At 43.5% G+C, this 14,105-nt stretch carries 11 protein-coding genes; 1 reads left to right on the forward strand and 10 read right to left on the reverse strand.

The genetic code is table 11. From position 1 onward, the window contains the following. The 4 genes from AC5FX4_RS00005 to secA form a co-directional block, all read right to left on the reverse strand. Positions 1–996 (reverse strand): carbohydate-binding domain-containing protein (locus AC5FX4_RS00005; protein ID WP_493604520.1); only part of this gene is annotated, 996 nt, incomplete at its 3' end. A gap of 206 nt (positions 997–1,202) precedes the next feature. Further along, on the reverse strand, positions 1,203–3,266 hold the full coding sequence (locus AC5FX4_RS00010; protein ID WP_493604521.1) for a M13 family metallopeptidase: 2,064 nt from the start codon (positions 3,264–3,266) through the stop codon (positions 1,203–1,205). A 111-nt stretch (positions 3,267–3,377) separates the two neighbouring features. Then, on the reverse strand, positions 3,378–3,773 hold the full coding sequence (gene mutT / locus AC5FX4_RS00015) for an 8-oxo-dGTP diphosphatase MutT (RefSeq protein WP_493604522.1): 396 nt from the start codon (positions 3,771–3,773) through the stop codon (positions 3,378–3,380). 61 nt (positions 3,774–3,834) lie between these two features. Further along, positions 3,835–6,543 carry a preprotein translocase subunit SecA gene (secA, locus tag AC5FX4_RS00020; protein ID WP_493604523.1) on the reverse strand — a complete coding sequence of 903 codons (2,709 nt, stop codon included), beginning with the start codon at positions 6,541–6,543 and terminating at the stop codon, positions 3,835–3,837. A 396-nt stretch (positions 6,544–6,939) separates the two neighbouring features. On the opposite strand from secA, the gene AC5FX4_RS00025 reads away from it, so the two are divergent. Continuing rightward, entirely contained in the window at positions 6,940–7,440 is a 501-nt protein-coding gene (locus AC5FX4_RS00025; RefSeq protein ID WP_493604524.1) for a DUF721 domain-containing protein, read from the forward strand. 29 nt (positions 7,441–7,469) lie between these two features. Here AC5FX4_RS00025 and lpxC read toward each other — a convergent pair whose 3' ends face one another. The 6 genes from lpxC to murC form a co-directional block, all read right to left on the reverse strand. Next, complete coding sequence (gene lpxC / locus AC5FX4_RS00030) at positions 7,470–8,381, reverse strand: UDP-3-O-acyl-N-acetylglucosamine deacetylase (RefSeq protein ID WP_493604525.1); 912 nt, start codon at positions 8,379–8,381, stop codon at positions 7,470–7,472. Positions 8,382–8,465: 84 nt separating this feature from the next. Further along, the gene (ftsZ, locus tag AC5FX4_RS00035) at positions 8,466–9,710 is read right to left on the reverse strand and encodes a cell division protein FtsZ (protein ID WP_493604526.1); all 1,245 of its coding nucleotides are present in this window, start codon (positions 9,708–9,710) and stop codon (positions 8,466–8,468) included. A 20-nt stretch (positions 9,711–9,730) separates the two neighbouring features. After that, on the reverse strand, positions 9,731–10,963 hold the full coding sequence (gene ftsA / locus AC5FX4_RS00040) for a cell division protein FtsA (RefSeq protein ID WP_493604527.1): 1,233 nt from the start codon (positions 10,961–10,963) through the stop codon (positions 9,731–9,733). After that, the gene (locus AC5FX4_RS00045; RefSeq protein WP_493604528.1) at positions 10,960–11,739 is read right to left on the reverse strand and encodes a cell division protein FtsQ/DivIB; all 780 of its coding nucleotides are present in this window, start codon (positions 11,737–11,739) and stop codon (positions 10,960–10,962) included. Before AC5FX4_RS00045 ends, ftsA begins: the two co-directional genes overlap by 4 nt. Position 11,740: 1 nt before the next feature. Further along, positions 11,741–12,649, reverse strand: coding sequence for a D-alanine--D-alanine ligase (locus AC5FX4_RS00050; protein WP_493604529.1), 909 nt, complete (start codon positions 12,647–12,649; stop codon positions 11,741–11,743). Next, complete coding sequence (murC, locus tag AC5FX4_RS00055) at positions 12,646–14,097, reverse strand: UDP-N-acetylmuramate--L-alanine ligase (RefSeq protein ID WP_493604530.1); 1,452 nt, start codon at positions 14,095–14,097, stop codon at positions 12,646–12,648. The genes AC5FX4_RS00050 and murC overlap by 4 nt, the downstream gene beginning before the upstream one ends. Positions 14,098–14,105 lie beyond the last annotated feature (8 nt).

The following is a 14,105-nucleotide window of genomic DNA, read 5'->3' on the forward strand; positions in this document are numbered from 1 at the left end:
ATCTTCTATTTCTACATTTTGAACTGTAACAGTATTTTTAGTATCAACCGGGAATAAAGCCAATAAGCTTTGCAAGCCATAAAAGACGCCAGCGTTATCCGTGCCGGTTATTTGGATTTTATCGTCATCAATTTCAAGTCGATAACTTTGCGCCTTAGCGTCCAAAACTGAGTCATCCACTTTTAGTTGAATGGTTGGCTTTTTACCCGCATCGATATGATCTGGTTGCGCGTCTAGTTCGATCCCGAATGCAGCTAGGTCTTTTTGAAACACCTCAACTTCTGATTTAAGTCGACCAGCGAAACGAATTTGCCAATCATTATTGATAGTTGCACTACCACGATTGAAATCCACTTTAAGCGGCTTTGGAATAATACGCTTTAGGGCTTCTTCTTTAGCGACATTCCCCAATTCTGCATTACGCTCATAGCGAAGTGCTGCGGTTGCGATCTTGGTGTAGTCTTTTGGCTCGTTATAGCGCTTTAGCTGATTTTCTCTTTCTATTGGGGCGATAAATTGACTGAAGTCCTCGGTGTCCGTATTGGCGAATATCGCAGGTTCCTGATTGCCGACCGTCATAAAAGCACGGGGCATAAAATCACTATACGCAGAGATCCAAGCACCCGCTTCAAACTCTAGTTTTAAACTTTCGCCATTTTCAAGCCCTGAAAATTCATTCGTTGGAGTAAAGCGATGCAAATCCCCATTCACGTGTTCAATTTTCAAGCCTAATACAGAGGAAGTATGAATTTTACGTACCGAGTGTATATATATTTGCCAATCACTCTGCCCTTTTGGCAACGCAACACCTGAGTCATTTTTTAGTGTCATCGAAGCAACAAAGCGCCCAGCACCTTGATGAAAGTTATCTTCAACCGCAAAGGTCAATTTTGTGCCTTTAGTAAACTGCTGTAACTGCGGTTTAGAAAAAGATGCATTGGCGATCAGCGGCGCAGCGAGCAGGGCTGTGGCTAATAAGGTGTGCTTAAAGTTCATCCGAGGCTCCTTAATAAAGCGGCTTTGTATTCGCTTAATGGCTGTTTTTATTGGTGCGAATTGTGTAATTAATAGCTTATTTGTTCCTTTTCATCATATAAAAACAAAAATGACAGCGCTATCACTATTTTTTCATATTCATTAAATTTGAGCTGAACACAACAAAAAGCCCGCTCAATGGCGGGCTTTTGTCATTTTTTGGTAACTTACCAAATTTTTACACGCTGCTCTGGTGATAGATACATTTTATCACCTTCTTTGACGTCAAATGCCTTATAGAATTCTGGCATATTTGGCAACACACCAATAACGCGATAGTGGCTTGGTGCATGAGGATCAGTCACAAGGCGGTTTCGTAACTCTTCATCGCGGTACTTTCTGCGCCATATTTGCGCCCACCCCATGAAGAAACGTTGCTCGCCAGTATAGCCATCAATCACGGGCGCTTTCTGCTCACCTAGCGATAATTGATATGCTTTATAAGCAACGGTTAAACCACCTAAATCACCAATGTTTTCACCCAGAGTAAATTGGCCATTTACATTGGCATCTTCAAATGGTTTGAACTGATCGAATTGTTCAACCAACTTCTTACCGCGCGCTTCAAATTGCGCTAAGTCAGACTCACTCCACCAATTACGTAAGTTACCATCACCATCGTACTTCGCGCCTTGGTCATCAAAACCATGCCCTAGCTCGTGACCAATCACGGCGCCAATCGCACCGTAGTTAACTGCATCATCTGCAGATAGGTCGAAGAAAGGCGGCTGGAGAATCGCAGCAGGGAACACAATTTCGTTATTGACCGGATTGTAGTAAGCATTCACCGTTTGCGGCGTCATGAACCACTCTGAACGATCAACTGGCTTGCCAATTTTATCAGCCATATCTTGGTATGCCCATTGATTGTAACGAACATAGTTGCCAAGTAAGTCATCACGCTTGATCTCTAGTGCAGAATAATCTTTCCACTTATCTGGATAGCCGATCTTAGGTGTAAACTTGCTTAGCTTTTCTTTTGCTGCAACCTTCGTTTCTGCGCTCATCCACTCTAAGCCATCAATAGCCTGTTCAAAGCCTTTGATCAAGTTATCAACTAAGTGACTCATTTTTTCTTTGGCTTCAGGTGGGAAATACTGTTTCACGTAAATTTTGCCCAGTAACTCACCCAATACATCATTGCTTGAGTCTACCGCTTTCTTCCATGTAGGCGCTTGCTCTTCAAGCCCCTTTAACGTCTTACCAAAGAAGTTAAACTTAAGCGTAACCATGTCCTTGTTTAACAAACCTGCATGATTGGTCACAAAATGCAAAGTCATGTATTGCTGCCAAGCTTCTAAGCTTGTCTCTGCGAATACTTTAGATAACTCTTCAAAGAAAGAAGGCTGACTTATGATAAGTTCTTCTAAATCAATACCAAGCGCAGTGAAATAAGCTGCTAAGTCAAAATCAGGCATCAGTTTATTTGCTTGCTCTAAGCTCATCTTGTTATAAGTTTTTGTTGCATCACGACTGTCTACACGCGTCCATTGTGCACCTGCAATCGCCGTTTCTAAGGCAACAACATTTGCAGCGGCCTGCTTCGCATCTTTGTCACCTAGGCGCGTAAATACTAGTTCGATATAATCAGCATACTGCTCGCGTATTTTTGTGAATTTCTCTGAATCACTTAAGTAATAATCTCTATCAGGTAAACCTAAACCTGCTTGGTAGAGGTAAAGCGCGTTCACGCTTGAGTTTTTCGCATCGTTGTTGACATACCATGCCAGTGGGCTTGTCCCACCTTTGGTGATCATGCTAGCCATTGCTGCTGGTAAGTCAGCTTTACTCTTCAATGCATTCAGCTCATCAAGATACGGTTTTAATGGCGCTAAACCTAGCTCTTCACGAGCCGTTTCATCCATATAACTGGCGTAAAATGCACCGAGCTTATATTCATCACTGCCCGCTTTTGCTGTGTTATTATTTTTAGCAGACTCTAGCACTTCTTTGAGTGCCTTTTGTGATTGCTCATACAACTGCGTGAATGAACCATAATTAGATTTATCAGCAGGGATCTTTGTTTTCTCTAACCATTTACCGTTTACGTGATAATAAAAATCATCCTGCGCTTTAACTGTGCGGTCGATATTGTTCAAGTCGATACCCGACGCTAAAACCACCGGCGCAGTAACTTGTGATTCTACCGATTGTGTATTGCTTGGCTCGCTACACCCAATTAAACCCAGTGTCATAGCAACACTGGCAGCAGCTAAAGTAATTTTATTCATTGGTATTTCCCATAATATTGACCCTAAGCATCTTAAACTGGCTTGTCCCCTAAAAACAAATTTCCCAGTTTAATAAATGACGAAGAATAGTAACAAATGATGTCTGATACATTAAAATGTGGATTGTAAAAAACTGACGATTTCTTTATTTGCTTCGGGGAACGCTAACTCGTGCAGCGTATCAATGTTCACCCACTGGCAAGGTTGCCCTTCTAGGCCCTTGGCTTCACCGACAAAATCGTCAACGAGATAAATTTCCAAGCACACCCGTTTATCACCGTAATCATGCTCAATGCGCATTATCTCTTGCGCAGTATTTGCCGCAATGTTGACTTCTTCTTGCAATTCTCTTTTCAGAGCATCGAGCACACTTTCATTCGTTTCAACTTTTCCACCTGGGAACTCCCAAAGCCCCCCTTGGTGCTGCTGGGCGTTGCGCTTACTAACAAAAATGTCGCGCTCTTTTTTTATGACGCCAACTGCAACCCTGACAATTTTTTTATCCATACCTACTCCCGAAAAAAAAGCGACCACAGGTCGCTTTTTTGAATACTTCACTGTGCTGTCGTTATTTTAACTTACCACAACACTGCTTGAACTTTTTACCTGACTGACATGGGCATGCCTCATTACGACCCACTTTTTGTTCAGAACGTGCAGCTACCGCAACACCTTCAGGTACTTCACCACCAACATGCTCAGCTTCAGCGTGTTGATATTCGCGAGGTGCTTGCTCACTGCGACGGTGTTGTTGTTCTACTTTTTCAACATCTTCTTCCGCACGCACTTGTACTTTGCTAAGCACACCAACAACGTCTGCTTTTAGATTCTCTAGCATTTCAGAGAACAGTTCGAAAGACTCACGCTTATACTCTTGTTTCGGGTTCTTCTGCGCATAGCCACGTAAATGAATGCCCTGACGAAGGTGGTCCATCGCAGCCAAATGGTCTTTCCAATGCTGATCTAAGCTTTGTAACATAACCGCTTTTTCAAATTGGCGTAGTACATCTGGACCTACCATCAGCTCTTTCTGTTTGTAAGCCGACTCCACTTCCTCGTTGATGCGATCACGTAACTTTTCTTCATACAATTTGTTATCTTCTTCTAGCCACTTAGCAATTGGAAGTTCAAGTAAGAAGTCCGCTTTAATTCGCTCTTCAAGGCCTGGAATATCCCACATTTCAGCTAAGCTCTGTGGTGGGATATATTGATCAATCATGCCATTTAACACATCACTGCGGATAGCACTGATGGTTTCTGAAATATCCCCTTCTTCTAGCAACTCATTACGCTGCTCATACACAACGCGACGCTGGTCATTTGCCACGTCATCATACTCAAGTAGTTGCTTACGAATATCGAAGTTGCGCGCTTCTACTTTACGCTGGGCGTTTTCAATTGCACGGTTAACCCATGGGTGCTCAATTGCTTCGCCACGCTGCATGCCTAGCTTGCGCATCATGTTCGTCATACGCTCGCCTGCGAAGATACGCATTAGCGCGTCATCCATCGATAGATAAAAACGGCTTGAACCCGCATCACCTTGACGACCAGAACGTCCACGTAGTTGGTTATCAATACGGCGAGACTCATGACGCTCAGTACCAATAATATGTAAACCGCCCGCGGCAATTACATCATCGTGTACTTTTTTCCAGTTTGCCTTTATCTCAGCAATCTGCTCTTCAGTTGGATTATCTAACTTAGCAACATCTGATTGCCAGTTGCCACCTAATACGATATCGGTACCACGACCAGCCATGTTAGTTGCAATAGTGACTTTACCCGGTAAACCTGCATCAGCAACAATGTCCGCTTCTTGCGCGTGGAACTTCGCATTTAGTACATTGTGTTCAATTTTTTCTTTACGTAAAAATTGCGATAAATACTCAGAGCTTTCAATCGAGATTGTACCTACGAGTACAGGTTGACCACGTTTCTGACAATCACGAATGTCTTCCAAGATAGCTTCGAATTTTTCTTCTTGCGTTAGGTAAACTAAATCAGCACGGTCATCACGGATCATCGGTTTATTAGTTGGGATAACAACCGTATCTAAACCATAAATTGACTGGAATTCAAACGCTTCTGTATCGGCAGTACCCGTCATACCTGCTAATTTGTCGTATAAACGGAAGTAATTCTGGAATGTGATTGATGCTAATGTTTGGTTTTCATTTTGAATACGTACACCTTCTTTTGCTTCGACAGCTTGGTGTAAACCTTCTGACCAACGACGACCTTCCATCGTACGACCGGTATGTTCATCAACAATGATAACTTCATTGTCTTTAACTACGTAATCAACATCTTTCTGATACAACTTATGAGCACGAAGTGCCGCGTACACATGACTTAGCAACGTAATGTTACCTGCAGAGTACAGCGAATCGCCTTCGTCTATTAAACCTTGTTCAATTAATAGCTCTTCTACTTTTAATTGGCCACGCTCGGTAAGGTGAACTTGTTTTGATTTTTCATCTACCGTGAAATCGCCATCACCCTCAACGCCTTCTTCATCCTCTTTTTCTTGTTGAATGAGAGAAGGGACAAGTGTATTAACTTTTGTATACAACTCAGAGCTATCTTCAGCTGGACCAGAGATGATCAAAGGTGTACGTGCTTCATCGATGAGGATCGAGTCAACTTCATCCACAACCGCATAGTAAAGAGGACGCTGCACACGCTCTTCAATACTAAATGCCATGTTGTCACGCAGGTAGTCAAAACCAAATTCGTTATTAGTACCGTAGGTGATATCCGCAGCGTACGCTTCTTTCTTTTGCTGTGGCATCATACCAGGTACGTTACAACCCACTGTTAGGCCAAGGAACTCAAATAATGGACGGTTGGTTTCAGCATCGCGTTTAGCAAGGTAATCGTTCACGGTAATAACGTGTACGCCTTTCCCGGTTAAACCATTTAGATATGCTGGCAGTGTCGCTGTTAAAGTTTTACCTTCACCGGTACGCATTTCTGAGATACGGCCATCATGCAATACGATACCACCGATCATTTGCACATCGAAATGGCGCATGTTGTATACACGCTTAGACGCTTCGCGCACAGTTGCAAACGCTTCTGGCAAAATATCATCTAGGCTAGTACCTTGCTCAAAACGCTGTCTAAATTCAGCTGTTTTGGCTTTTAAATCTTCATCAGAAAGTGCACTAAATTGTTCTTCTAGGGCATTGATTAAGGCGACCGTCTTTCTTAAGTTTTTAATAGTGCGGTCGTTGCGACTACCAAAAATCTTGGTAAATAAATTAGCTATCATGTTAAAACCGTTTCACTCTAGTGATGGCTGACCTTCACCACGTCCATATTGTTATCATTGGCTGTTGAGGTCGCACTGCTTCCTGTTGGCAACAATCGCGAATGTGCGTTTGTTAAATGCCTAAATTTAAAATAATGCCCTATCATACCAGACTCAGCGAGCGTGCAAACCATTGAAGTGAAATCAACCAGTTTTTACTGTCAATTAAGCACCTAGCGTAAGCATTTATTGCTACATTGATGGCTTCTGAACAGAACACACTTTCCTTTAGCGGGTACTAAGCTAACACTAGATATGGGTGCTGTCGCGATAATTTCAATAGATGTGATAAAACTTCTGTTGTATTAACCACAGCGCTATAATGACAGAAGTCATCCAACTTAGGTTCGAGAATTTATGGCAAAAAACCGTTATGACCCGAAACAGATTAATGAGTTAATGGGTAAATGGTCAGATAAACTCAATGCTTACGGTGAAAAGTCACAAGAAATGGCCAAGCTACAGCAGTGTTTAGAAAATGCCATCGGGCCAGTTTTGAGTAAAAAGTCGCGCGTTGCCAATTATAGACATGGCACACTTGTGATCGAAACCGCTTCAGCCACACTCGCAACACGATTAAATTATTTAAAAATGGAGATATTATCTCAGTTTAGACAAGCGGGCATGGTTGACTGCGCACAAGTTAAAATTACAACGACCCCTGATGCGCAACAACGACTAACACCACCTAGCGTATTGAATAAAAAAGAAAGTGCATCTGGTAATAAACGCCAAATGAGTTCTCAAACTGCACAACAGCTGCAAGAGCTTGCCAAAAATGCACCGCCAAGTTTACAGGCCAAGCTACTCAAACTGGCCACTCACGCACAAACTACAGACAAAAAAAATGACGCCTAAATGCGTCATTTCTTCTTATTTTCTTTCTCTCAAGCTGTAGCAACAGCCATACCTGGTGCAGGCATCGAAACAGGTTCATCAAATGTTGCCCATTCCCATGCTGACTCGGTCGCCATGATTTGACGAAGTAGCTTATTGTTTAAACCGTGACCTGATTTGTAGCAAGTGATCTTGCCCAATATATTGTGGCCCGCCATAAACATATCACCAACACAGTCAAGAATTTTGTGTTTTACAAACTCATCATCATAACGCAAACCATTAGGATTCAGTACTTTGTAATCATCTAAAACAACCGCGTTGTCCATGCTACCACCTAAAGCTAGGTTATTGGCATGCATGTACTCAATGTCTTTCATAAACCCAAAAGTACGCGCACGGCTGATCTCTTCAGTAAAGCTTTGAGCAGTAATATCCAAACCAATACGCTGGCGACTATCATTGATTGCAGGGTGATCAAAAGCAATTTCAAAGTCGATATGAAAACCATCATAAGGCTCTATTTCAGCCCATTTGTCACCATCTTCAACACGTACTTTTTCTTTGATACGAATAAAGCGTTTAGCAACGTTTTGCTCTTTAATACCGCCTTTTTGTAATAAATAAATGAATGGTAATGCACTCCCATCCATAATAGGCACTTCGGCACTGTCTAACTCAACAATTAAGTTATCAATACCCATCGCAGCAACCGCTGCAATTAAGTGCTCAGTAGTCGATAAACGTATACCGTCTTTATTTGTTAAACACGTACATAATTGGGTATCACCCACAGCTTCTGGTGTAGTTTCAAAATCAACTACAGGCTCAAGATCCACTCGACGAAACACAACACCTGTGTTTTCACTCGCTGGTCGGAGAGTGATTGTGACCTTTTCACCTTTATGAAGCCCAACACCGGTTGCTTTTACAACTTCGGCAATTGTACGTTGTCTAATCATAGCTTCGCCCACTTTTATTACACATAGACGGCGGATTGTATCACAGATACGACCACCTGCCAATCGTTTATTTTCTAGTCAGTATTAGTCTGACTGTTTACGCAAAAACGCCGGGATATCGAAATAATTGTCTTTCTCTTTATCCGCATCTTTACTCGTCGTTTTTGCACTCTCACCAGCTGTATTATGGCTACTTGCTGCTGATGTTTGCGTGTTTGCAGGCTCTTGCGCAACACTATCTGCTTGTGGTTGCGTAAAACTCGGCACAAACATACCTGATGATTGCGCTGAGCTTGCGCTCGAAGTTGCGCCCGTATCTGAACCAACTACTTTTTTAAAGCCGTTATCAACAATACCAAACTGTGGACGGCGTTCTCCACCAAGCCCTGTTGCTACCACGGTAACACGCAGCTCATCGCTCATTTCAGGGTCAATTACCGCACCCACTACCACAGTTGCATTTTCTGATGCCAATGCCTTCACATGGTTACCAACGATTTCGAATTCTTCGATGGTAATGTCCATACCGGCAGTGATATTAACCAAAATACCCTTTGCACCAGTTAAATCAACATCTTCCAACAATGGGCTAGAAATAGCGGCTTCCGCAGCTTCTTGCGCTCTATCCGGGCCTGACGCCGATGCTGTTCCCATCATCGCTGTACCCATTGCTGACATAACCGTTCTTACGTCAGCAAAGTCAACGTTGATCAAACCAGAACGCGTGATCAATTCTGCAATCCCTTGTACGGCACCATAAAGCACATCATTCGCTTTAGCGAATGCGTCTAACAGTGTAGTCCCCTTGCCTAAAACTTTAAGTAATTTGTTGTTAGGAATCGTAATAAGTGAATCTACAATTTCTGACAATTCGCTGATCCCTTGATCGGCCGCCGCCATACGCTTTTTGCCTTCAAGATCAAATGGGCGTGTTACAACAGCAACAGTCAAAATACCAAGCTCTTTTGCAACACGTGCAACTACAGGTGCGGCACCAGTACCAGTACCACCACCCATGCCAGCAGCGATAAACACCATATCAGCACCATCAAGTGCAGCTTTAATGGTTTCAATATCTTCTTCAGCTGATTTACGGCCCACTTCCGGGTTAGCACCCGCACCTAAACCAGAGGTAATTTGTGTACCGAGTTGCACCGTGACATTAGCTGATGATTTACGTAATGCCTGTGCATCGGTGTTTGCTGCAATAAAGCGTACACCCTCGATTTCTTGTTTCACCATGTGTTCAACGGCGTTGCCACCACCGCCACCAACACCGATAACTTTAATTACAGCTTCTTCGCTGTGTTGTTCCATAATATCAAACATCTTCACTCTCCGACTTGAGCTTAAAACTCACCTTGGAACCATTTTGTTACTCGGCTCCACCAACTTCCTTCCGACTCCGCTTTCGACTTCTGTGCATTCATCGATTGCAAAGTTCGGCCATATTGTAACAAACCTACTGCCGTTGCATATGCAGGATCGTCAACATAATCAGTTAAACCTGTCACACCAATGGGTTTACCAATGCGTACAGGCATTTGACAAATATCTTCAGCGACTTCTAAAGCACCTGTCATTTTCGCGCTACCGCCGGTAATAACAAGACCGGCTGCAATTTGATCTTCAAAACCCGAACGACGGATCTCTTCAAGCGCTAACTCTAATAATTCTCTAAAGCGCGGCTCAACTACTTCAGACAAAGTATGGCGTGACATCAGTCGCGCAGGGCGGCCACCAACGCTTGGCACTTCGATTGTTTCTTCATTACTGGCCATTTGGCTACTCGCGCACGCGTACTGTACCTTGAGCGATTCAGCATGCGAGATAGGCGTTCTAAAAATTTTTGCGATGTCTCCCGTTACTTGGTTGCCAGCTACCGGAATTACCGCCGAATGACGCAGCGCACCATTCAGATAAATAGCGATGTCCATTGTACCACCACCAATATCTAACACAGCAACACCCAGCTCTTTTTCGTCTTCTGTCAGTACCGAGTAGCAAGATGCAAGTGCGCTAAAAGTCAGTTGATCGACTTGCAGACCGCAACGTTCAACACACTTTTCTATGTTTTTTGCCATGTCATTTGAGCAAGTAATAATGTGTGCCTTAGCTTCCATACGAACGCCACTCATGCCTAGCGGGTTCTTGATCCCTTCTTGCATGTCTATGCTGTATTCTTGAGGCAATGAGTGCAACATTTTACGTTCTGCTGAAATTGGCACTGAACGGGCAATATGGATCACGTTAGCAATGTCGTCATCACTGACTTCTGCATTATTAATCGCGACAACACCACTTTCGTTTTGACATTGAATATGTTTACCTGAAATGCCCAAGTAAACCGAGCTAATACGGCAGTCAGCCATCAACTCGGCCTCATCAATCGCGCGGCGAATCGACTCAGAAACAAGATTCAGATCATTTACACCGCCTTTATCCATGCCATGAGAGACTTGATTACCCACACCTACAATACTCAGCTGATTATCTGCGGTGATTTCACCGACAGTCGCCACAACTTTTGAGGTGCCGACATCTAATCCAATCACTAAATTTCTTTCTACTGACTTAGTCATGCTTCACTCTTACTTTTTTGTTCTTGTTCTTGCGGCTGCTTCCAACTCACCGCAAGGCCAGTATCATAGCGCAGATCTATCACATCAATGACAGCGCCTTCAGGGCGCACCATTTTTGGATAAACATCAATAAATCTCTGTACTCGCTTGCCTATTTTGGCTCGGCCTAAGTTAAGCCGAATTCCATTATCCAGCCAAAGCTGCCAGGCAAAACGTTCCGACAATGCCAAACTCACTAAATTAAAGTGATTCACACCCAGCATGTCTTTAAACTGCAAAAATGTTTGCCAAGCCTCTCGTTCACTGCCTTCTGGACCGTATAATTGCGGTAGACCTTCAGGTAAACGCTCACTTTGTGCTTGAAAAACATCACCTTGCTGGTTCAGCAATAGATCACTGTTCCAAATTGCTACCGGTTGGTGCTCTACTACATAAACCTGTAATTGATCAGGCCATTGCTTGCGTACTGAAACATGTGCAACCCATGGTAAATCGAATACTTTTTCATGAACCGACTTCACATCTAGTTCAAAATAGCTGCTCAAGTCCACCTTTTTAATGGCCGCAATAATATCTGCTTCTTTGGTGTAATAAGGCTTACCCAGCACAGTTAATTGCTTAATTTGCGCATCTTTATGCTCAACAAGCCAGTCACTTACCCAAAACGTGCCTTTAACTAACGACAGCACAACACCGATGAAAAAACTCACACCTAAAATCAGCGACCAATTAAGACGCCGATTTAATTGTTGAGTCTTTTCAAAAAATGCACGCATATTAAAGGGTTTGCTCCAAAATGCGAACAACTAATTGTTCAAAACTTATGCCTTTTGCTTTGGCGGCCATGGGCACTAAGGATTTTTCCGTCATGCCAGGTACAGTATTGACTTCTAGTAAATAGAATTGACCATTTTCATCCTGCATTGCATCTACGCGACCCCAACCTTTGGCACCCACTAACTCAAACGCATGTTTCGCCATCACTTGTAGCTGTTCGGTGTACGCGGCTGAAATATCCGCAGGACAAAAATACTGTGTACTGTTTACTTGGTACTTAGCCTCATAGTCATAAAACCCACGCGGCGTTTTCATCTCTATGACAGGTAGAGCTTCATCACCCAACATTGCAACAGTAAATTCTCGTCCCGTGATCCACTGTTCAACTAGCACTTGGTCGTCAAATTTAAACGCCTCGTTGAGCGCTTCTGTCAGCTCTTGTGCATTTGTTGCCTTTGCCATACCAATGCTCGAGCCTTCATGAGAGGGTTTGACCATCACATTACCAAGTTCACTGATTATGGCGTGGGCATCAAAACCTACATGGGCATTCACGACAGCATAAGCCGCCGTACTGAGTTTTGCACTTTGGAATAAATGCTTACAACGCACCTTATCCATCGCCAAGGCACTACCTAAAACGCCACTGCCCGTGTATGGCAGGCCCATATATTCAAGTGCACCCTGAACAGTACCATCTTCACCACCACGCCCATGCAAAGCGATAAAGACACGCTCTACATTTAAGCTCTTCAATTCCCACAAGTTGCGTTCTGCAGGATCAAAAGCTATCGCATCAACACCCGCTTTCAATAACCCTTGCAGTACAGCTGCACCCGATTTGAGTGATACTTCCCGCTCAGCAGAGCTGCCACCAAGTAAAACTGCTACTTTTCCAAACGTGCTCATACGCCACCTTGTTGCAAAGCTGCTATCGACATTTTCGTTGCAGCCAGTTGTTTAACAATTTGCCCAATATTGCCAGCGCCTTGGGTTATAACTAAATCGTTGTCTTGCAGAGTTTCTGCTAACGCAGCCGATAACTCATCATTATTGGCTACATGAATAGGTTCAATACCTCTTTTTCTCAAACTGCGACATAAGCTCTTGCTATCAGCGCCCACAATGGGCGCTTCACCCGCACTGTAGACATCTAGCAGAATAAGTTGATCAACTTCCGCGAGTACTTTAATGAAATCTTCATACAAATCGCGTGTTCGGGTATATCGGTGTGGCTGATATATCATGACGAGACGTTTATCTTGCCAACCAGAACGAGCCGCTTGAATGGTGACCGCCACTTCAGACGGGTGATGACCATAGTCATCCACTAACATTACACTGCCGCGTTCATTTTCAAATTCGCCGTAATGTTGAAAGCGTCGACCAATCCCTTCAAATTGCGCTAACGCAGCTAAAATTGAGGCATTATCAATATCATGATCCTTTGCGACCGCAATTGCAGCAGTGGCATTTAAGGCATTATGTTTGCCGGGCATATTGAGTTTAACGTCAATCGCTTCACCTGACTTATGCACCACGGTAAATTCACTGCTGTTTACAGTCTGTTTGAAATATTGCAGTCGGTAATCAGCGAGTTCAGATTCCCCATAAGTGATTGTTGGACGCGCGAATCGCGGGATCAACTCTGCAGCAACAGGCGAATCAATACACACCACCGCCAGACCGTAAAAGGGTAAGTTATGGATAAAATCAACATAGGTGTCTTTCATCTTTTCAAAGTCACCGCCATACGTATCCATATGGTCCGCTTCAATATTGGTTACTACCGAAACCATCGGCTGCAAATGCAAAAATGACGCATCACTTTCATCAGCTTCTGCAATCAGTACATCACCGGTACCTAGCTTGGCATTCGTGCCTGCACTATTCAAAAGGCCGCCAATCACAAAAGTAGGATCTAAATTCGCTTGCGCAAAAATGCTCGCTATCAAGCTCGTTGTTGTGGTTTTTCCATGGGTGCCAGCGATAGCAATACCATGTCTAAAACGCATTAACTCAGCCAGCATCTCGGCACGGCGAACTATGGGAATACGCGCTGCTTTTGCCGCTTTTATTTCTGGATTTTGGTCATCAATGGCACTAGACACGACAACCACATTGGCATCTTTGATGTTATTTTCATGATGACCAATAAATACTTCTGCGCCCGCTTTTAGTAAGCGCTCTGTCATCGCATTTTGTGCAATGTCAGACCCCGTAATGCGATAGCCTTCAAATGCTAGAACTTCAGCGATACCGCCCATACCAGCGCCACCGATTCCAACAAAGTGAATGGTGTTTATTCTTCTCATGGCTCGACGGTTATTGGTTTCTTTCACACGCGACTCTTTCATCTTTCAAA

The sequence above is a fragment of the Pseudoalteromonas sp. ATL1 genome, assembly GCF_058933015.1.

Bases quoted from the DNA above. Each gene is read 5' to 3' on its own strand.
- AC5FX4_RS00010 (WP_493604521.1), bottom strand. From the start codon at position 3,266: ATGAATAAAATTACTTTAGCTGCTGCCAGTGTTGCTATGACACTGGGT.
- mutT (WP_493604522.1), bottom strand. From the start codon at position 3,773: ATGGATAAAAAAATTGTCAGGGTTGCAGTTGGCGTCATAAAAAAAGAG.
- secA (WP_493604523.1), bottom strand. From the start codon at position 6,543: ATGATAGCTAATTTATTTACCAAGATTTTTGGTAGTCGCAACGACCGC.
- AC5FX4_RS00025 (WP_493604524.1), top strand. From the start codon at position 6,940: ATGGCAAAAAACCGTTATGACCCGAAACAGATTAATGAGTTAATGGGT.
- lpxC (WP_493604525.1), bottom strand. From the start codon at position 8,381: ATGATTAGACAACGTACAATTGCCGAAGTTGTAAAAGCAACCGGTGTT.
- ftsZ (WP_493604526.1), bottom strand. From the start codon at position 9,710: ATGTTTGATATTATGGAACAACACAGCGAAGAAGCTGTAATTAAAGTT.
- ftsA (WP_493604527.1), bottom strand. From the start codon at position 10,963: ATGACTAAGTCAGTAGAAAGAAATTTAGTGATTGGATTAGATGTCGGC.
- AC5FX4_RS00045 (WP_493604528.1), bottom strand. From the start codon at position 11,739: ATGCGTGCATTTTTTGAAAAGACTCAACAATTAAATCGGCGTCTTAAT.
- AC5FX4_RS00050 (WP_493604529.1), bottom strand. From the start codon at position 12,649: ATGAGCACGTTTGGAAAAGTAGCAGTTTTACTTGGTGGCAGCTCTGCT.
- murC (WP_493604530.1), bottom strand. From the start codon at position 14,097: ATGAAAGAGTCGCGTGTGAAAGAAACCAATAACCGTCGAGCCATGAGA.